15 protein-coding genes and 1 pseudogene are annotated in these 17,369 nt (G+C 66.5%); 8 read left to right on the top strand and 8 right to left on the bottom strand.

The features are described from left to right. From IM725_RS16750 to IM725_RS16730, 5 genes and pseudogenes are all read left to right on the top strand, one after another. Nucleotides 1–433: pseudogene (locus IM725_RS16750) on the top strand (NAD-dependent epimerase/dehydratase family protein); the annotation flags it as partial. After that, entirely contained in the window at nt 430–1,749 is a 1,320-nt protein-coding gene (locus tag IM725_RS16745) for an NAD(P)/FAD-dependent oxidoreductase (protein ID WP_193781777.1), read from the top strand. The pseudogene IM725_RS16750 and the gene IM725_RS16745, both read left to right, overlap by 4 nt. Before the next feature lie 10 nt (nt 1,750–1,759). Beyond that, on the top strand, nt 1,760–2,161 hold the full coding sequence (locus tag IM725_RS16740; protein ID WP_193781776.1) for a GtrA family protein: 402 nt from the start codon (nt 1,760–1,762) through the stop codon (nt 2,159–2,161). Between the two features lie 44 nt (nt 2,162–2,205). Then, nucleotides 2,206–3,183 carry a lysylphosphatidylglycerol synthase transmembrane domain-containing protein gene (locus IM725_RS16735; protein WP_193781775.1) on the top strand — a complete coding sequence of 326 codons (978 nt, stop codon included), beginning with the start codon at nt 2,206–2,208 and terminating at the stop codon, nt 3,181–3,183. Next, nucleotides 3,183–5,228, top strand: coding sequence for a hypothetical protein (locus IM725_RS16730; RefSeq protein ID WP_193781774.1), 2,046 nt, complete (start codon nt 3,183–3,185; stop codon nt 5,226–5,228). Before IM725_RS16735 ends, IM725_RS16730 begins: the two co-directional genes overlap by 1 nt. A 65-nt stretch (nt 5,229–5,293) precedes the next feature. On the opposite strand, the gene IM725_RS16725 is transcribed toward IM725_RS16730, so the two are convergent. Next, nucleotides 5,294–6,727, bottom strand: a complete 1,434-nt coding sequence (locus IM725_RS16725) for a UbiA family prenyltransferase (protein ID WP_193781773.1) — start codon at nt 6,725–6,727, stop codon at nt 5,294–5,296. A 222-nt stretch (nt 6,728–6,949) separates the two neighbouring features. On the opposite strand from IM725_RS16725, the gene IM725_RS16720 reads away from it, so the two are divergent. The 3 genes from IM725_RS16720 to IM725_RS16710 are packed head-to-tail and all read left to right on the top strand — an operon-like array spanning nt 6,950 to nt 10,001. Continuing rightward, entirely contained in the window at nt 6,950–8,260 is a 1,311-nt protein-coding gene (locus IM725_RS16720) for an FAD-binding oxidoreductase (RefSeq protein WP_193781772.1), read from the top strand. Next, nucleotides 8,257–9,000, top strand: coding sequence for an SDR family NAD(P)-dependent oxidoreductase (locus IM725_RS16715; protein WP_193781771.1), 744 nt, complete (start codon nt 8,257–8,259; stop codon nt 8,998–9,000). The genes IM725_RS16720 and IM725_RS16715 overlap by 4 nt, the downstream gene beginning before the upstream one ends. After that, entirely contained in the window at nt 8,997–10,001 is a 1,005-nt protein-coding gene (locus IM725_RS16710; protein WP_321576212.1) for a glycosyltransferase family 2 protein, read from the top strand. Before IM725_RS16715 ends, IM725_RS16710 begins: the two co-directional genes overlap by 4 nt. 24 nt (nt 10,002–10,025) lie before the next feature. On the opposite strand, the gene IM725_RS16705 is transcribed toward IM725_RS16710, so the two are convergent. The 7 genes from IM725_RS16705 to IM725_RS16675 form a co-directional block, all read right to left on the bottom strand. Further along, complete coding sequence (locus IM725_RS16705; RefSeq protein WP_287066505.1) at nt 10,026–11,000, bottom strand: glycosyltransferase family 2 protein; 975 nt, start codon at nt 10,998–11,000, stop codon at nt 10,026–10,028. A gap of 391 nt (nt 11,001–11,391) precedes the next feature. Beyond that, nucleotides 11,392–11,595 (bottom strand): hypothetical protein, encoded by a 204-nt coding sequence (locus IM725_RS16700; protein ID WP_193781769.1) that lies wholly within the window; start codon nt 11,593–11,595, stop codon nt 11,392–11,394. Further along, on the bottom strand, nt 11,574–12,002 hold the full coding sequence (locus IM725_RS16695; protein ID WP_193781780.1) for a barstar family protein: 429 nt from the start codon (nt 12,000–12,002) through the stop codon (nt 11,574–11,576). The genes IM725_RS16700 and IM725_RS16695 overlap by 22 nt, the downstream gene beginning before the upstream one ends. Nucleotides 12,003–12,043: 41 nt before the next feature. Continuing rightward, entirely contained in the window at nt 12,044–12,457 is a 414-nt protein-coding gene (locus IM725_RS16690; RefSeq protein ID WP_193781768.1) for a ribonuclease domain-containing protein, read from the bottom strand. Nucleotides 12,458–12,663: 206 nt separating this feature from the next. Continuing rightward, entirely contained in the window at nt 12,664–14,976 is a 2,313-nt protein-coding gene (locus IM725_RS16685; RefSeq protein WP_193781767.1) for an NADP-dependent malic enzyme, read from the bottom strand. 227 nt (nt 14,977–15,203) lie between these two features. Beyond that, nucleotides 15,204–16,601 (bottom strand): aminopeptidase P N-terminal domain-containing protein, encoded by a 1,398-nt coding sequence (locus IM725_RS16680; protein WP_193781766.1) that lies wholly within the window; start codon nt 16,599–16,601, stop codon nt 15,204–15,206. Next, entirely contained in the window at nt 16,598–17,311 is a 714-nt protein-coding gene (locus IM725_RS16675; protein ID WP_321576213.1) for a nucleotidyltransferase family protein, read from the bottom strand. Before IM725_RS16675 ends, IM725_RS16680 begins: the two co-directional genes overlap by 4 nt. Between the last annotated feature and the right edge of the window lie 58 nt (nt 17,312–17,369).

Here is a 17,369-nt window from a genome sequence, read left to right as displayed (position 1 = left end):
GGAGAAGGTGCCGGTGTTCCCCATTCCCGGCCACGGCCGCTACATGCGCCAGCCCCTCTACAACCGGGACTTCTGCCGTGCCATCGAGTGGTGCCTGCGCCACCAGCCGAAGGGCGCCATCTACGATCTCGTGGGGCAGGATCGCATCGATTACATCGACATCATTCGCGCCATACGCCGTGTCAAGGGCCTGCGGACGCCGATCGTTTGCATTCCGAAATGGCTGTTTGCCACCCTGCTGCGGATCTACGGCTTGTTCACCAAGCAGCCTCCATTCACTGCGGCGCAGCTCAAGGCGCTCACGGCTGGCGATGATTTCACGGGGGTCGATATCCGCAAAACCTTCGAACTCGAGCCCACTTCCGTGGAGGCCGGGCTGAAGGAAACGTTCACCCATCCGGTTTACGCCAAGTACGTGGTGGAGCGGGCATGAGCAAGGTCGCCGTCATCGGAGCAGGCCCCATGGGCCTCGCCGTCGCCTACGAGCTCGCCAAGAAAGGGGACGATGTCACCGTCTTCGAGAGAGACGCGCGTATCGGCGGCATGACCGCCGCGGTCGACTTTGGCGGAGTCCAGATCGAAAGGTACTACCACTTCGTCTGCGGTCCCGACGAAACAACGTTCCAGTACCTGAAGGAATTCGGCCTTTACGACAAGCTCAAGTGGACTGAGACCCACATGGGCTTCTACTACAACGGGAAGCTGCACGATTGGGGCCACCCCGTGGCCCTGCTGCGTTTCCCTGGCCTGACCCTTCCCGAGAAGGTGCGCTACGGACTTCACGTGATGCGCGCCAAGGGGGTGAGCGATTGGCGGCCCTACGATTCCTTCTCGTCGACGGAGTGGATCAAGCGCTCCATCGGTGAACGGGCATACAACGTGATGTGGAAAAGCCTGTTCCACTACAAGTTCTACGAGCTGCAGGACAGCCTTTCCGCGGCTTGGCTGGGCACGCGAATCAAGCGTGTCGCGCTGTCCCGCAAGAACCTGTTCCAGGAGCGCCTGGGCTACATCGAGGGTGGCTCTGAAGTTCTGATCGAAGCCGTGGCCCGCCGCATCACTGACCTTGGAGGCCGCATCCAACTGAACGCCTCGGTCCAGGAAATCGTCTCGTCTTCTCCTGCAGAAGCAGCGGGTCCGTCCAAGGTGGTCGGCGTGCGGGTGGGCGACCAGGTGCAGCACTTCGACCAGGTGGTCTCGACCATCCCCTTGCCCTACCTCTCCAGGATCGTGCCGGGCTTGCCCCCTGAAGAGCGGCGCAAGCACGAAGCCATCCGCAACGTTGGCGTGGTCTGCGTCCTCCTCAAGTTGAAGCGGCCGTTCACGCGCAATTTCTGGATGAACATCAACGATCCCCGGATCGAGATCCCGGGTCTCATCGAATACAGCAACCTCAATCCGTCTGTCGGGGCGACGATTCTCTATGCGCCCTTCTACATGCCCCAGACGCATCCGAAGTACGGTCGTCCGTTCCAGGAGTTCGTGGACGAGACGATTGCGGCCATGCGCTTGATCCGGCCTGACTGGGATTCGTCCGAGGTGATCGACAGCATGGCCTCGCGCTATGAGTACTCGCAGACAGTGTGCTCGCCCGGTTTCTACGATGCGCTGCCGCCGATGCAGAGTGGTCTCCAGGGTTTGTTCCTGGCCGACACCTCGCACTACTACCCCGAAGACCGCTCGATCCAGGAAAGCGTGAAGCTGGGCCAGCAATTGGCAGCCATGGCGCGGGCCGCGCGAACCGAGTGAGATGCGCCCCATGCTGAGCGCGCAGTTCGTACGCTTCGTCGTCGCCGGTGGCCTCGCGGCTGCGGCGAACTACGGCTCACGCTTCCTGTTCAGTGTGTGGCTGCCTTATGCGCTGGCCATCACCTGTGCCTACCTCGTGGGCATGACGGTGGCGTTCCTCCTGATGCGAAAGCATGTTTTCAGCGCAGTCGGCCAACCCTTGCTGCCGCAGGTGGTCAAGTTCGCAGTCGTGAACCTTTTTGCGCTGGTCCAGACGCTCGTGGTGAGTCTCGTGCTGGCGCGTTGGGGCCTGCCGGCGCTCGGCGTGCGACAACACGTGGAGTCGATTGCCCACCTGGTTGGTGTCGTGGTGCCCGTTTTCACGAGCTTTGTGGGCCACCGCCAGCTGACGTTCCGCCGCTCGACCTCGTGAGGCCTGCCGCCGTCGCTCCCGGGGCAGGATCGCGACGCACCCTGGTGCTGTGGTTGCTGGCCGGGCTTGCAGCCTATCTCGCGCTGACCTGGCTGTTTGGCGGAGCCGAGACCCTGGCGGCCTGCCGCGAAATCGGAAGTGCATGGGTCGTGGGAGGCCTCGCCCTGACGACGTTGAGCTTCGCGGTGCGCGCGATCCGATGGCACCTGATCCTCAGGGCCATGGGCGCGCACTTGCAAGTGAGGGTCAATGCCGCAATCTATCTCGCGGGTATCGGATTGAGCGCCACGCCGGGCAAACTGGGCGAAACAGTGCGCAGCGCTTTTCTCGTGCAGCGGGGCGTTGCCGTGCGCACCAGCCTGGCAGCCTTCCTGGCTGACCGCCTATCGGATCTTCATGCCGTGGTGTTGATGGTGCTTTTTCCGCTCGCATGGAGCCAGGGCTGGCATGAACCGGCCGTGCAGCGCTGGGCCCTGCTTTTCATGGCGATCTCCGGCGCGCCGATACTCCTTGGCCTGCTGCTTCGATGGAGGCGCTGGCCGAGCATGCTCGATCGACTGAGCCGCGTTCGCTGGGCAGGTCGCATGTCGGAGTGGCTACACGGCGGCGCCATCGAATTCACCAGGTTGTGGATGCCCCGCCTCGCCAGTCTTTCAGTCCTGGCGTCCCTCGTGGCCTACGGCCTGCAGGGCATCATCTTTTCCGGCATGGTTGCCCAGGTGGGCCCGCAGGTGTCCATCACCACCTCGTTCTGGATCTTTGCAGCATCTACCCTGGCTGGCGCGGCCAGCTTCATCCCCGGCGGCGTCGGGGCAATGGAGCTGGCGCTCGTGTTGCTGCTCCGTGGGCACGGGATTCCGGCGGGCAGCGCGCTCGCAGTGGCGCTTTGTCTGCGTGGCGTCACGTTCTGGTTCGGTATGGTGCTGGGTGCGCTGGGGCTCACCGTGGCAGCGCGTCATCAACGCACCCTGGCTGGGGCCGCATCCCAGGACTTCAGGGCAAGAAACTCGGGCAAGGCGTGATGCACCTGCTCGTCCCCGCACTCTGGCGAAGCCGACAAAGCCCGCTGCCACTTCAGATCGCAGGCGTGGTCCTCGGCTTGGGGGTGTGCCTGCTGGTTTTCGTTCCGTTCCTGCCCAGCTTCCCAGCCGCTGGCCTCGACTTGTCCTGGATGTACGCCATGAACGAGGCTGTCGGCAGGCAGCTTCGGTTCGGGCGCGACATCATCTTCACCTTCGGCCCGCTCGCGTCCATCTACACGCAGCAATACCACCCGGCCACGGATGGATTGATGGTGGTCGGTTCGCTGCTGATCGGCAGCGGTGTGATCGGTCTCCTCGGCTATGCCGCCAACAATGAGCGCCGCATCTGGTTGGCACTCGTGGGTCTGTTCGTGGCCCAAGCCGCCGCCCTCGACGCGTTTCTCATGCTGCTGCCGCTGTCGCTACTGTGTGCATCGGAGAAGGAGGGCCCGGCCCGAGACAGGCTGCGAACGTCCCTGTTGTGGCTCGGGGCGGCAGCATGCGGTCTCTTGCCTTTGGTGAAGGGAAGCATCACGCCCGTCGTCCTGGGGTGCGCGTATCTGGCTGTCATTGGGAGATGGACCCGGGGTGCGCGCGGGGAGGCCGCTGGCATTCCGATCGCCATGCTGGTGGCTGCGATTGCCGCCTGGTCGGCAGCCCACCAGCCTCTGTCGGGCTTGCCGGCTTTCTTCCGCGCGCAGGCCCCCATCATCACGGGCTACACCGAAGCGATGGCGCTGCCTGGACGACCCGCGGAGACCCTGGTCTATGCCCTCTCCGCCTTCGGGTTGCTGGTGCTGTCCTGGCGGGGAGGCGGGGCGGCGGGCCGGTGGCGCATCTGCACAGGCATGGCACTGGTTCTCTTCATAGCGTTCAAGGCCGGGTTCGTGCGGCATGACGATCACGCGATGATCTCGGGCATGGCCCTGGCGCTGGTCGGGCTTCTCATATTCTTGACGAGCGCGGGCCCGAGGGGCGCTGTGGCACTGGTCATCGGGTTGCTCGGGGGTGTTTACATACTCTCCTCCTATCACCCGATGAGCGTCGACGCGGTCGCCGGTAGGGCCATGCTTCGCATGGACGCGGGGGTCAGGGGGATCCAGATGCGATGGGCACATCCTGAAATGCTCACCCGCAGATACGCGGATTCCAGGAGGTCCATTGCCGCGATCTCGCCAGTGCGCACGGACGGTGCCAGGGTGGACATCTACCCTAGCGAGCTGTCATTCGTTCTCGCGAGCCGGTCAACCTGGTGGCCCCGCCCTGTCATCCAGAGCTATTCCGCCTACACCGGTGACCTGTTGCGCAAGAACGCAGACCATCTGTTAGCTGATGGTCCAGACGAAATCTTCCTTGGAATCCGTCCCATCGACGGTCGGCTTCCTGCACTGGATGACGGGTTGAGCTGGCCGGAAATCCTGCAGCACTACCAACCCGTTGCAGCAGACGGCAACTATGTCCAGTTCCGGCGGCGTGCCCAGACGCTGCAGATTCATTGGGGAAGCGAGGTCCAATTACCCGCTCGCCCCCTGGGCGTGCCAGCAGCACTGCCCACCGGCAGCGGGAACAAGCCGGTATGGGCCCGCATCGAGGTCGAACCCACCTTGCTGGGGCGGTTGGCTGCGCTGCTGTACAAGACTCCAGCCGTCCATCTGGTCCTGGCTTATCCCCGGCACAGTTCCTCGTTTCGCCTGATTCCGTCGATCGCTGCTGCGGGCTTTCTCTTGTCGCCGACCGTCCTGACGACACAGGACTTCCTCATGCTTCAGTCCGCAAATTTCGATGGGCTGGTTGGGACCAACGAACGCGTGCCCCAATCCTTGACCGTCGGAGACGGACCGGGCGTTTCGTGGTTCTGGAAGAGCTTCACCGTGAGGGTGTCGACGCTGGACATACCCTCGGATCCAGCCGCTGATCGCTTGATCTTCAGCCGAGACCGCCCGGCAGACGCCCATGCCTCGATACCTGCCGGCGGCACTTGCTCGATCGAGGCCCTCAACGGCGTAGCGCTGGGCTCAGGCCCCGTCCCGGCGCGATGCCCATGAATTCCTGAGGCCCTACCAGGTCTCATTGATCGCGGGGTCTGCGCGGAACACCCCCGCGTCACGCGCTACCCCGACCAGCCGACCGTTCCAAGCGCCAGCACGACGCCAAACGCCAAGCCAGCAGCAAGGCTCGCCCTGTCCTTCACCGCAAACACCAACGGGTCGTCGTGCATCAACCCCCGATGCGCTTGCATCCACATCCAGCTCACCCAGAAGAGCAGCACGGGCACGGCCGCCCACATCACCTCGGGCGTGGCATACAGACGAAGCACCGCCTCGCTGTTCAGGTACAAGGCCAGCACCAGGACTGCGCCGTAGCCAGCCGTGACGCCCAAGGTCTGGATCAGCGGCGCGTCGGTGGTGTAGTAGCCCCGGCCATGCACCTTGGTCTTCCCGTTCATGATCTGTACTTCAAGTTCGGCGTAACGCTTCACGAACGCGAGCGACAGGAACAGGAAGACCGCAAAGGCCAGTAACCAGAAAGAAAGTGAAAGCCCCGCCGCCGCGGCGCCGGCCACGATCCTCACGGTGTAGAGCATGGCCAATGCCAGGCAATCCACCAGCATCAGCCGTTTCAGGGTCCAGGAATAGGCGCAGGTGAGAACGAAATAGAAACCCAGCCAAGGGAAAAAGGTCCCGCCCACTTTCCGGGCCAGGAGGCAACTCGCCACGAGCAGGGCCACGCCCAGCAACAGCCCCATCCAGACCGGCACGAGGCCGGCCGCGAAGGGTCGCGCCCGCTTGCGCGGGTGGGCCCGGTCACTCTCCAGGTCCAGCAAGTCGTTGAAGATGTAGACCGAGGACGCGCAAAGGCTGAATGAAACAAAAGCGACTGCCAGCGCGACCCAGAGGTTGGCGTCGCTGAACTGGTGCGCGGCCATCACCGGGACGAAGAGAAGGAGGTTCTTCAACCACTGGTGCGCACGCAAGACGCGGCGCCAGACGCCCAGTCCTTGTGGGCGCCGTTCGAAAATCTTTTCTACTGCGGCAAGCTGCCCGGCTTTCTGCGCCAGCGCGGTGGACCCGTTGACGACGACCGCACGGCGTGCGTGGCGCCACACCGCCAGGTCTGTCGTGGAGTTGCCCACGTAGTCGAATCCGCGCTCCCCGTAGAGGGTCACCAGGGCCTCGGCCTTGACCTTGCCGCCCAGGTTGCGCGAGCCATCGCTGCCCATCACCTCGTCGAAGATTCCCAGGTGGCTGGCGACGGCCTCCGCCACCGCCATGTCCGAGGCCGTGCACAGAACCAGGGTTCGGCCGGCGGCCTTCTGCTCCTTCAACCAGTGCAGGAGTTCCTCGTTGTAAGGCAGGTGCTGGGGGTCGAATTGGGCGCGCTCGGCCAGGTTGCGCTTCACCACGGCCTTGCCTTGCGACAGCCATACGGAAAGCCGCAGCAGGTCCCAGGGGCGGTCGCGCAAGACCCGCAGCGACGTCTCATGGAGCATGTCCGTGTGGACCAGCGTCCCGTCCAGGTCGACAACCAGCGGCTGCGAATTCAAGCGTTCCCCTCTGATGTTTTGTGAGTGGAAAGGAAGCCTCTCCCGATTTTCATTTTAAGGGGCTGCAGACCTGTACCCTGTCGTCCGGACCGCATTCCGGCGCTTGGGCCCTTGGGCGACAATGTGGGGCGAAGTGACCCGATCCCCTCATGCCCGTACTCACTCATTCAGGTCGACAGGCCCTCATGCGTTCGCCTGGTGCAGCCCGTGGGGGCTGAGGCCATGAATGGCAGCGTGCGCACCTGGGGGCTTCCCGGCCCCTTCGAGCATCGCCTGGTCACGCCCGAAGCCGCGGCAGAGGTTGCGCTTCCACGGGGCGACAGCTGGCTGGCGCACGGCAACAGCCGCAGTTACGGGGACGTTGCGCTGAATACCGGGCACACGCTGGTGCGTACGCGTTGGCTCGACCGCTACGTCTCCTTCGACGCCGAGACCGGCATCCTGGAGTGCGAGTCCGGCGTTCTTCTTTCCACCATCGTCGAGGACTTCGGTGCCCGGGGTTGGTCCCTCCCTGTCGTGCCGGGAACCAGCTACGTGACCGTGGGCGGCGCCATCGCCAACGACGTGCACGGAAAGAACCACCACGCTTGCGGAAGCTTCGGTGATCACGTCGAGTCTCTCCGCCTTTTGCGCACCGACGGCGCCGTGGTCGAGTGCTCACCGCGGGAAAATGCCGATTGGTTCGCCGCAACCATCGGAGGGCTCGGTCTGACCGGCCTGGTCACGCACGCACGCCTCAGGCTGCGCCGGGTTTCATCGGGCTGGATCGAGGTGTACGCGACGCGGTTCCGGGGCCTGGACGCTTTCTTCGAGCTCAATGCGCAGGCCGAAGCTCGCCATGAGTACACCGTCTCATGGATCGACTGCCTCTCGGGTGCGAAGGGCCTGCGGGGCGTCCTGTTGGCGGGCGACCATGCGTCCCGGGGTCCGCAGCCGGCAGATCCCTTGTTTCCGCCTCGTCCCCGGCGCATCAGCTTTCCGGTGACGCCACCCGTGTCGCTGGTGAATCCCTTGAGCCTGCGCCTGTTCAATGCCGCGTACTACCTCAAGGCGCCCAAGGCCGCGACCTTTCTGCAGCAGGGCTGGGACTACTTCTGGCCACTCGACAAGATTTCCCACTGGAACCGCATGTATGGCCGTCGTGGCCTGTTGCAGTACCAATTCGTGGTGCCGCCCGCTGCGGCGCGGGATGCGATTTCCGAGGTGCTGGGCCTGCTGCGGGCCGAGGGGACAGGGTCTTTCCTGGCGGTGCTCAAGACCTTCGGTGACCGTCCGGCGCCAGGCCTGCTCTCTTTCTCGCGGCCTGGCCTGACCTTGGCGCTCGATTTTCCGAATGTCCCCCGCGTCCGCGGGTTGTTCGCACGGCTGGATACGTGCATCCAGCAGGCCGGCGGCGCGCTCTATCCGGCCAAGGACGCCCTCGGTTCGAGCGCGCTGTTCCACGCGGCGTATCCACGCTGGGCCGAGTTCCAGGCCTATCGCGATCCCGGCGTTTCTTCAACTTTCCTGCGTCGAATGGAAGACACGCAATGAATATCCTGATCTATGGCGCAACCTCGCGCATCGCCCATGAATGCGCGCGCCTGTGGGCCCGGCAAGGGCATCGGCTGGTGCTGATGGGACGCGATGCGCAGCGTCTGGCCGGTGTCGTCGCCGACCTGCGGGTGATCGCAGGCAAGGACGAGGCGGTTGCTTTCGAGGTACTCAATCTCGCGGATGAGGCCGAGGTTCCCGGCCAACTCAAGGCCGCCGACCTGGCTGCCGGCGGCTTCGACGTGGCGTTGATCGCGCATGGGTCGCTGCCAAAGCAAGATCTGGCCCAGGGGGATCCGGCTCGGTTGCGCCAGGCCATCGAGGTGAATGCGCTCTCCGTCGCGCAACTCTGCGAGGCCATTGCGCCCCTGTTCGAGTCCCGCCGCCGCGGGACCCTGGCCGTGATCGGCTCCGTGGCAGGCGACCGCGGGCGCCAGTCCAACTACATCTATGGGGCCAGCAAGGGCTTCGTCGAACGTTATTGCCAGGGCTTGCGCAACCGGCTGTACCCAGCGGGCGTGGGCGTGGTGCTGGTCAAGCCTGGCCCGACCGATACGCCCATGACGGCCAACATGGACAAGCGCCCTGGGCGTCTCGCTAATCCCGCCGACGTTGCGCGCGACATCGTGAATGGCATCCAGCGGGGCCGCGCCGTCGTCTACACGCCGGGCATCTGGCGCTGGATCATGACCGTGATCCGCTGTATCCCTGAGCGTGTGTTCGTGCGCCTGAAACTGTGACGACGCCAGCGCCTTCCGCCAGTGCGCGCCCCAGCGTGGGCGTCGCCATGTGCGTCTACAACGGTGAACGCTACGTGCGCGCCCAGCTCGACAGCATCGCCGCGCAGACCGAGCGGCCGAGCCGTCTCGTCGTCCTCGACGACGGCTCCACGGATGGCACCTGGGACCTGCTCCAAGCCTGGGCCGCTACGGCGCCCTTCCCGGTGCATGCCGAGCGCAATGCCTCCAAGCTCGGCGTGGTGCGCAACTTCGAGAGGGCCTGCGCGCTGCTGGAGACCGACCTGATCTTCCTGTCCGACCAGGACGATGTCTGGTATCCCGACAAGGTCCGAATCTTCGTCGACACCTTTGTTTCCGATCCGAAGCTCACGCTGCTGCACAGCGACGCGGACCTGATCGATGGCAGCGGCGAGCGGCTGGGCCGGAGGCTGTTCGACACGCTGCTCGTGACTGCGCAAGAGCGCGAACTGGTCGCCAGCGGCAAGGCCTGGCAGGTCTACGCCAAGCGAAACCTCGTGACGGGCGCTGCCTGCGCATTCCGCCGGGAGTTGCTGGACGCCGCTCGTCCGTTCTCGGCCGCATGGGTGCACGACGAGTGGCTGGCGTTCCATGCCGCGCTGGCGGGTCGGGTGCGCATCTGGCCCGAGCCCGTGATGGCCTATCGTCTCCACGGCAGCAATACGGTGGGCCTGCCATTGCCCACACTGGGCTGGCGGCTGCGCACGACCTGGCAGGCGTTCCTCAAGCCCACGTCGCCGCGCCAGCGCGTGCGCGCAGAGCGCCTCGACGAGATCACGGCCGTCGCATGCCGGCTGGGGGCCGAGGCAGCGGCGATCGAGCATCTGCAAGAGGCCGCCGGCCATGCGCGGTTCCGGGCAGCCCTGCCGCGCAATCCGCTGAAGCGATTGGCGGGCATCCAGCGCGAGCACAGGGCGGGGCACTACAACGCCTGGTCGAACGGCCCGGTTTCCATGCTGCACGACTTCCTCATCGCCCGCTGACCACCGCAGGCGTCCGGGTCGGCTTCAGATCTTCCTGAACACCGCCGCCGCCGCCAGCCCCAGGTTGCCGAACAGCGTCTGCCGATGGATGCCGCTGCGCAGCAGGCACACCACCCGCGGCACCAGGCTCATCTGCCGCCCGCGCGCGAAGTTGCGCAGCACTTCCCGGTTCTCCGGCGTGAGCTGGTCCTCCAGCCGCTGCAGCGCGGCGATGTTGCCGTCGCTCCATTGGCGGAAGCGCCCCTGCCACAGCAGGCCCACCCGCTTCAGGCGCGCCGCCCAGGTGGAGTTCATGCCCACCAGGTTGCCCTCGTGCTGGCGGTAGCGCAGCATGGGCTCGCGGTCGTAATGCACCCGCCCGCCGCAGCCGGTGACGGCCATGTAGGCCCACCAGTCGTGCGTGATGACCGGCAGGTTCTGGCCGGCCTGCCGCAGCAGCGCCCGCGCCGCATTGTTGAAGACCATGGTGTTGCCGCCGCCGATGCTCTGCACCAGCGCATTCGCAAAGCTGGGCGGCTTGGTGAACAGCGGTGAAACCCCGATCTCGCGGTTCTGCGCATCCACCAGGCGGGTGCGCGCGCAGTACAGCGCCGGCACGTCCTGGGGCACGGTCTCCAGCCAGGCCAGCGCCCGCTCGAGCTTGCCGGGCTCCCAGATGTCGTCCTGGTCCGAGAAAGCGTAGTAGTCGGCCTGGATGGCCGGATTGCAGGTGAGCGAGAGGAAGTTCTCGCTGAAGCCCTTCGCGGGCCCGGCCTGCACCGACAGGCGGTGCTGGCCCCAGCGCTGCCGGTAGGCCTCGAGGATGGCCTGGGTCCCGTCCGTGGAGCCGTCGTCCGAAGCCCAGACTTCCCAGTTCGCGTGGGTCTGCACCTCGAACGAGTCGAGCTGCTCGGCCAGGAACTCCTGCCCATGGTAGGTGCCCAGCAGGATGGCGACCTTGGCGGACGAACCTGCCCGGCCACCCGCAGGCCCGGTCGCAGCCCGCTCAGTCGACCGCACGGACGCTGGCGCCTGTTCGCCGAATGCTGTTCGGGGGAACCCAAAGCGCGTTGCGAAATCGCCCGGCGCCTGCCCCATGAGCCGACTCATCAACCCGCCTCCGCTTCGCATGGATAAGCGCCAATCACCCCGGACGATGCTAGCACCGCCTCATGCTTGGGCAGAACCCCGGCCGCACGAGGCGCCTTTGCGAGCGGGCGCGCGGCGACACCGGCCGCTCGCGCGGCTCGGCAACCTGCGCCCCCTGGCAATTCATCGCGCTTCATCGGCATGGGTTCATCCCAGCAAGAAACATGGCAGCTCATCCTTCTCCAAAAGAAAAAGCCCGGGATCCCCGGGCCTCTCCTGTGCCTGATGCACCCCTGGAGCGCCTCGCGGCGCCCCTGGCGCTTCAAGCCGCTGCCAGCCAGTACCCCGCATTGAAGGGGCTGGACATGCGCAGCGCGAGCGGAGACACATCCACCAGCTTGTCGGTGGGCATCTTCTCGCCGGTTTCGGTCACCGGGGCGCTTGCCGCTTCGGTGCCTTGGGCCTCATTCGCCCGTTCCGCTTGGCCTGCTTGTGCGGAACGGGCTACAGAAAAGAATAGAAGCATCGGAAGGGTATCTTCCGGTCTCCCCAGTAATCCGACGTGTCGCGGAAGATGTCCAGAAGCTGCTCGCGCGCTTCCTTGTCGAACTTGGCGTTCGCGGGGATCTGCTCCAGCACGACGATGAAGCCGGGCTGCGGGCCCGACTTGTGCACCGGGTCGGTCATGCAGTCGTACAGGGCGTCGAAGTTCTTGCCGAAGTGCGCCGGCAGGATGAACTGCTCGGCGATCAGGTCCAGGACGTCCTGCTTGCTCTGGGCGGTGGCCAGGTTCGCATACAGGAAGTGGTGGCCCAGCGCGCGCGCGGCATCCTGCAGGTCCTGCACGCGGAACGCGCGGATCGACTGCACGATGTTCGCGCGCACGCCTTTGAGCGTCGCATCTGCGACTTCACGACGAAGTGGTGTTTCCATCTCCGCTACTCTTTCCATAGTCATCACAAAATCGTCCCGTTTCATCGGGCTTGCTCCACGATCAACCTGAAACTTGCGTAATGGTCGGCGGTGTAAAAACAGGCGTCCGGTGACCGGGGCGGGCCACCGCACACGATGCGCCGGGCCCCCCGGTCGTGCGCCCCTGGCGTGGGCACGGTGTACTCACGGTAATAGCCGCGCCTGTTAGGTGGCAGCAGCCGCTCCCGGTTCCCGAAAACCACGCCATCTTTTCCAGAGGGGAATGGGCCCCCCTGCCGGATCAGTCCATAGATCTCCTGGCCTTGCCGCGGCAGTTCCGACACGTTCACGACGGCCGGGCTGCCCAGGGGGGCTGGTGTGTCCGCGCGGGCCCGGGCTTGCGCCTGGGATCCGGCGACCACCACTGCCAGCAGAACGCTAGTTAGCGCAAACTTGACAGCGGCGATGCGCGCCATGACGGACCTTCTCCGAGACCTTGGGGATGCTTTTCCGGGGTTTCCTGACGCCGACGGGCTTCGGGTTAACCCGGAAAGTTTCGGGCCATAGTGTCGCCTATCGGTCCCCAAAACGCAAGCGGCTGCCCAATTTTTGGGCAGCCGCGCAAGGCCATTCCCCGGCCTGGACTTGACAGATAAGTTAGTGCCAGCTAGCGGCGCTGGCCTTAACGCACCGCGTTGGCGTCGGCCACCGTCAAAGCCGTCATGTTCACGATGCGGCGCACCGTGGTGCTGGACGTCAGGATATGCACCGGCTTGGCCGCGCCCAGCAGCACCGGGCCGATCGCGATGTTGCCGCCTGCCGCCACCTTGAGCAGGTTGTAGGAGATGTTGGCGGCGTCGATGTTGGGCAGCACCAGCAGGTTGGCGTCGCCCGACAGCGAGCTGTGCGGCATCACCTGGGCCCGGCCGGCGCTGTCCAGGGCGACGTCGCCGTGCATCTCGCCGTCGACTTCCAGCCAGGGCGCCTGGGCCTGCAGCAGCTCCAGGGTCTGGCGCATCTTCACTGCGCTGGGCTGGTTGGACGAGCCGAAGTTGGAATGCGACAGCAGAGCCACCTTGGGCTTGATGCCGAAACGCAGCATCTCCTCGGCCGCCATGACGGTGATCTCGGCCAGCTGCTCGGCGCTCGGGTCGTAGTTGACGTGCGTGTCCACCAGGAAGACTTGGCGGCCCGGCAGCAGCAGGCCGTTCATGCAGGCGTAGGTGCCTACGCCGGGGCGCTTGCCGATCACCTGGTCGATGTACTGCAGGTGCATGGGGTTGGAGCCCCAGGTGCCGCAGATCACGCCGTCGACCTCGTCCTTGTGCAGCAGCATGGCGCCGATGAGCGAGAGGCGGCGGCGCATCTCGATCTTGGCCAGCTGCACCGTCACGCCCTTGCGCTCGGTCATGCGGTGGTAGGTCTGCCAGAAGTCGCGGTAGCGGTGGTCCTGCTCGACGTTCACCACCTCGTAGTCCAGGCCCTCCTTCAGGCGCAGCCCGAACTTCTCGATGCGCTGCGCAATGATGGCCGGGCGGCCGATCAGGGTCGGGCGGGCGATGCTTTCGTCCACCACGATCTGCACCGCGCGCAGCACGCGCTCCTCCTCGCCCTCGCAGAAGGCGATGCGCTTCTTCTCCCCGGCCTTGGCGGCCGCGAAGATCGGCTTCATCGCCGTGCCGGAGGCATAGACGAAGCTCTGCAGCCGGTCGCGGTAGGCGTCCATGTCGGCAATGGGCCGCAGCGCCACGCCGCTGTCCGCCGCCGCCTGCGCCACCGCCGGCGCGATCTTCATCATCAGCCGCGGGTCGAAGGGCTTGGGGATGAGGTACTCGGCGCCGAAGGCCAGCTGCTGGCCGGCATAGGCCGCGGCCACCACCTCGCTCTGCTCGGCCTGCGCCAGATCGGCGATGGCGTGCACCGCGGCGATCTCCATCTCCACCGTGATGGTGGTGGCGCCGCTGTCCAGCGCGCCGCGGAAGATGTAGGGGAAGCACAGGACGTTGTTGACCTGGTTCGGGTAGTCGGTGCGGCCGGTGGCCATCACCGCGTCGCCGCGCACGGACTTCACGTCCTCGGGGCTGATCTCGGGGTTGGGGTTGGCCAGCGCCAGGATGAGCGGCTTGTCCGCCATGCGCGCGACCATGTCCTTCTTGAGCACGCCGGCGGCCGACAGGCCCAGGAAGATGTCCGCCCCTTCGATGACTTCGCTCAGCGTGCGCTGCGAGGTCTTCTGCGCGAACTGGATCTTGTCCTCGTCCATCAGCTCGGTGCGGCCCTCGTAGACCACGCCGGCCAGGTCGGTGGCCCAGATGTTTTCGCGCGGCAGGCCCAGCTTGACCAGCAGGTTCAGGCAGGCCAGTGCCGCGGCGCCGGCGCCCGAGGTGACGAGCTTGACCTTCTTCAGGTCCTTGCCGACCACCTTCAGGCCGTTGATGATGGCCGCGCCGACGACGATGGCCGTGCCGTGCTGGTCGTCATGGAAGACCGGGATCTTCATGCGCTCGCGCAGCTTGCGCTCCACGTAGAAGCAGTCCGGCGCCTTGATGTCCTCGAGGTTGATGCCGCCGAAGGTGGGCTCCAGCGCGGCGATGATGTCCACCAGCTTGTCGAGGTCCTGCTTCTCGTTGATCTCGATGTCGAACACATCGATGCCCGCGAATTTCTTGAACAGGACGCCCTTGCCCTCCATCACCGGCTTGGCGGCCAGCGGGCCGATGTCGCCCAGGCCCAGCACCGCGGTGCCGTTGGTCACCACCGCCACCAGGTTGCCGCGGCTGGTGTACTTGAAGGCGTTGTTCGGGTCCTTGACGATCTCCTCGCAGGGCGCGGCCACGCCGGGCGAATAGGCCAGGGCCAGGTCATGCTGGTTGACCAGCTGCTTGGTGGGCTGGATCGCCACCTTGCCGGGCGTGGGAACCTCGTGGTACTCCAGGGCGGCGCGGCGCAGCTCGGCGCGCTTGTCGTCGCCGCTGGTGGGGGAAGTGGGGGGCATGGGGCTCTTGTCTCCTGTGGCGCATCCGTCGCGCCGGGCCTCGCCTCAGCGATTGGGCGGGGGTGCGATTGTAGCCTTTGGGGGAAAACCCTAGTACGAAATTGCGCGTATGCGGGGTGATGGCTGCGCACGCCTCGCCGAAGCGATGCAAGGCCTGTGCCGCCCCGGCCCTGCCGGCGCGCGCACGCCATCCGGGCGCTGCCGCGCTGGCGCGGGCCCGGCCGGGCTCAGCCCCGCATCAGCGCTTCGATCTCGTCCGCCTTGACCGGCACGCACCGCGTGATCAGCTCGCAGCCGCCGGGCGTGACCACCGCGTCGTCCTCGATGCGGATGCCGATGTGGTGGAACTGCTCGGGCACGCCCGCGGCCGGCCGCACGTAGATGCCGGGCTCGATGGTCAGCACCATGCCCGGGCGCAGCACGCGGCTGGGCCGGTTCTTGATGGTCTCGCCGGACAGCGGGTCCTTGCGTTCGCTCACCTGGCCGACCTCGCCCGGCTCCACATAGCTGCCGCAGTCGTGCACGTCCATGCCCAGCCAGTGGCCGGTGCGGTGCATGTAGAACTGGAAATAGCTGCGCTTCTCGATCACGTCGTCTACGCTGCCCACCTTGTTGCGGTCCAGCAGGCCCAGGTCCAGCATGCCCTGCGACAGCACCTTCACCGTCGCCTCGTGCGGGTCGTTGAAGCGCGCGCCCGCCTTCGTGGCGGCGACGGCCGCGTCCTGCGAGGCCAACACCAGGTCGTAGAGCGCCCGCTGCGGCCCGCTGAAGCGGCCGTTCGCGGGGAAGGTGCGGGTGATGTCGCTGGCGTAGCCGTCCAGCTCGCAGCCGGCGTCGATCAGCACCAGCTCGCCGTCCTTCACCGGGGCGGTGTCGGCGCGGTAGTGCAGCACGCAGGCGTTGGGGCCGGCGGCGACGATGGAGCTGTAGGCGGGGTACTGCGAGCCGCCCATGCGGAACTCGTGCAGCAGCTCGGCGTCCAGGTGGTACTCGCGCAGGTCGCGGCCCTCTCGCAGCCAGCGCGCGGACAGCTGCATGGCGCGCACGTGGGCGCGAGCGCTGATGTCGGCCGCGCGGCGCATGGTGGCCAGCTCGTGCGCGTCCTTGACCAGGCGCATCTCGTCCAGCACGGCGCACAGGTCGTCCTGGTGCTCGGGGCACAGGGCGCCGTAGCGCACGCGGGCGCGCACCTGGTTCAGCCAGCCGCCCACGCGGCCTTCCAGCCCGCGGTGGATGGCGAAGGGGTACCAGACCGATTCGCGGTTCTCCAGCAGCTTGGGCAGCTGCGCGTCCAGCTCGGTGCTGGCGTACGCGGCGTCCACGCCCAGCGCCGCGGGCGCGGCCTGCGGGCCCAGGCGGAAGCCGTCCCAGATCTCGCGTTCCAGGTCCTTGGGCTGGCAGAACAGCGTGCTCCTGCCGTCGCCCGTGATCACCAGCCAGGCATTCGGCTCGGTGAAGCCGGTGAGGTAGTAGAAATAGCTGTCGGCACGGAACAGGAAGTCGCTGTCGCGGTTGCGCTGCTGTTCGGGGGCCGTGGGGATGATCGCGATGCCGGCCGCGCCGATCTTCTGCGCGACCTGGGCGCGCCGCTGCGCGTACACGCTGGTGGGAAGGCTTGTGGTCATGGTGTCACCTCGGCCGGATCGTCGGCGGTTGGGGGATTGTCGGCGAGCTGCGCCAGTTGTTCCGGCGTGCCCACGTTGTGCCATTCACCCGGATAGGGAATGGCGGGGATGCAGCCCTGGCGCATGGCTGCGAAAAGCATGGGGCCCAGCGGGGCCCGCGTGCCGGGCGCGATGCCGGCGAAGAAGCTGCGGCGGAACAGCCCGAAGTTGCTGTAGGTCCAGCGCCGGCCGTCGGGGCCGCTGCCCTCGGCCAACGCGCAGCCGCGCGCGTCGATGCCGAAGTCGCCGCCGGGGTGGAAGGGCGGGTTGGGCACCAGCCACAGCCGCGCCGGGTCGCCCGAGGCCGCGAAGCGCGCCAGCGCGTCCGGCGTGAACTCGAAGCCCGGCGCATAGATGTCGCCCGAGATGAGCCAGAAGCTCTCGTCCAGCAGCGGCAGCGCCTTGGCCACGCCACCGGCGGTCTCCAGGGCGCCGCCGTGGTCGCGGCCCTCCATCGAATACGCGATCGACAGGCCCCAGCGCGAGCCGTCGCCCAGGGCGTCGACGATGCGCTCCTCCAGCCAGGCGGTGTTGATCACCACCGCGTCGAAGCCGGCACGCGCCAGCGCCTCCAGGTGCCAGACGATGAGGGGCTTGCCGCGCACCGGCAGCAGCGGCTTGGGCGTGTGGTCGGTCAGGGGCCGCATGCGCTCGCCGCGGCCCGCCGCCATCACCATGGCGCGGGCCTTCACGCGGCGCGGCTCCCGCGCGGGGCGCCGGGGGGCTGGC

Source organism: Ramlibacter aquaticus (assembly GCF_015159745.1).
Lineage (GTDB): Bacteria > Pseudomonadota > Gammaproteobacteria > Burkholderiales > Burkholderiaceae_C > Ramlibacter > Ramlibacter aquaticus.
The sequence above is the reverse complement of the archived record's forward strand: the minus strand, read 5'-3'. Positions and strand labels throughout refer to the sequence as shown.

Excerpts from the sequence above, each read along its gene's own strand:
- IM725_RS16685 (WP_193781767.1), bottom strand. The coding sequence starts at position 14,976 with ATGCCCCCCACTTCCCCCACCAGCGGCGACGACAAGCGCGCCGAGCTG.
- IM725_RS16695 (WP_193781780.1), bottom strand. The coding sequence starts at position 12,002 with ATGGAAACACCACTTCGTCGTGAAGTCGCAGATGCGACGCTCAAAGGC.
- IM725_RS16700 (WP_193781769.1), bottom strand. The coding sequence starts at position 11,595 with ATGCTTCTATTCTTTTCTGTAGCCCGTTCCGCACAAGCAGGCCAAGCG.
- IM725_RS16690 (WP_193781768.1), bottom strand. The coding sequence starts at position 12,457 with ATGGCGCGCATCGCCGCTGTCAAGTTTGCGCTAACTAGCGTTCTGCTG.
- IM725_RS16730 (WP_193781774.1), top strand. The coding sequence starts at position 3,183 with ATGCACCTGCTCGTCCCCGCACTCTGGCGAAGCCGACAAAGCCCGCTG.
- IM725_RS16675 (WP_321576213.1), bottom strand. The coding sequence starts at position 17,311 with ATGGCGGCGGGCCGCGGCGAGCGCATGCGGCCCCTGACCGACCACACG.
- IM725_RS16715 (WP_193781771.1), top strand. The coding sequence starts at position 8,257 with ATGAATATCCTGATCTATGGCGCAACCTCGCGCATCGCCCATGAATGC.
- IM725_RS16745 (WP_193781777.1), top strand. The coding sequence starts at position 430 with ATGAGCAAGGTCGCCGTCATCGGAGCAGGCCCCATGGGCCTCGCCGTC.
- IM725_RS16720 (WP_193781772.1), top strand. The coding sequence starts at position 6,950 with ATGAATGGCAGCGTGCGCACCTGGGGGCTTCCCGGCCCCTTCGAGCAT.
- IM725_RS16740 (WP_193781776.1), top strand. The coding sequence starts at position 1,760 with ATGCTGAGCGCGCAGTTCGTACGCTTCGTCGTCGCCGGTGGCCTCGCG.
- IM725_RS16680 (WP_193781766.1), bottom strand. The coding sequence starts at position 16,601 with ATGACCACAAGCCTTCCCACCAGCGTGTACGCGCAGCGGCGCGCCCAG.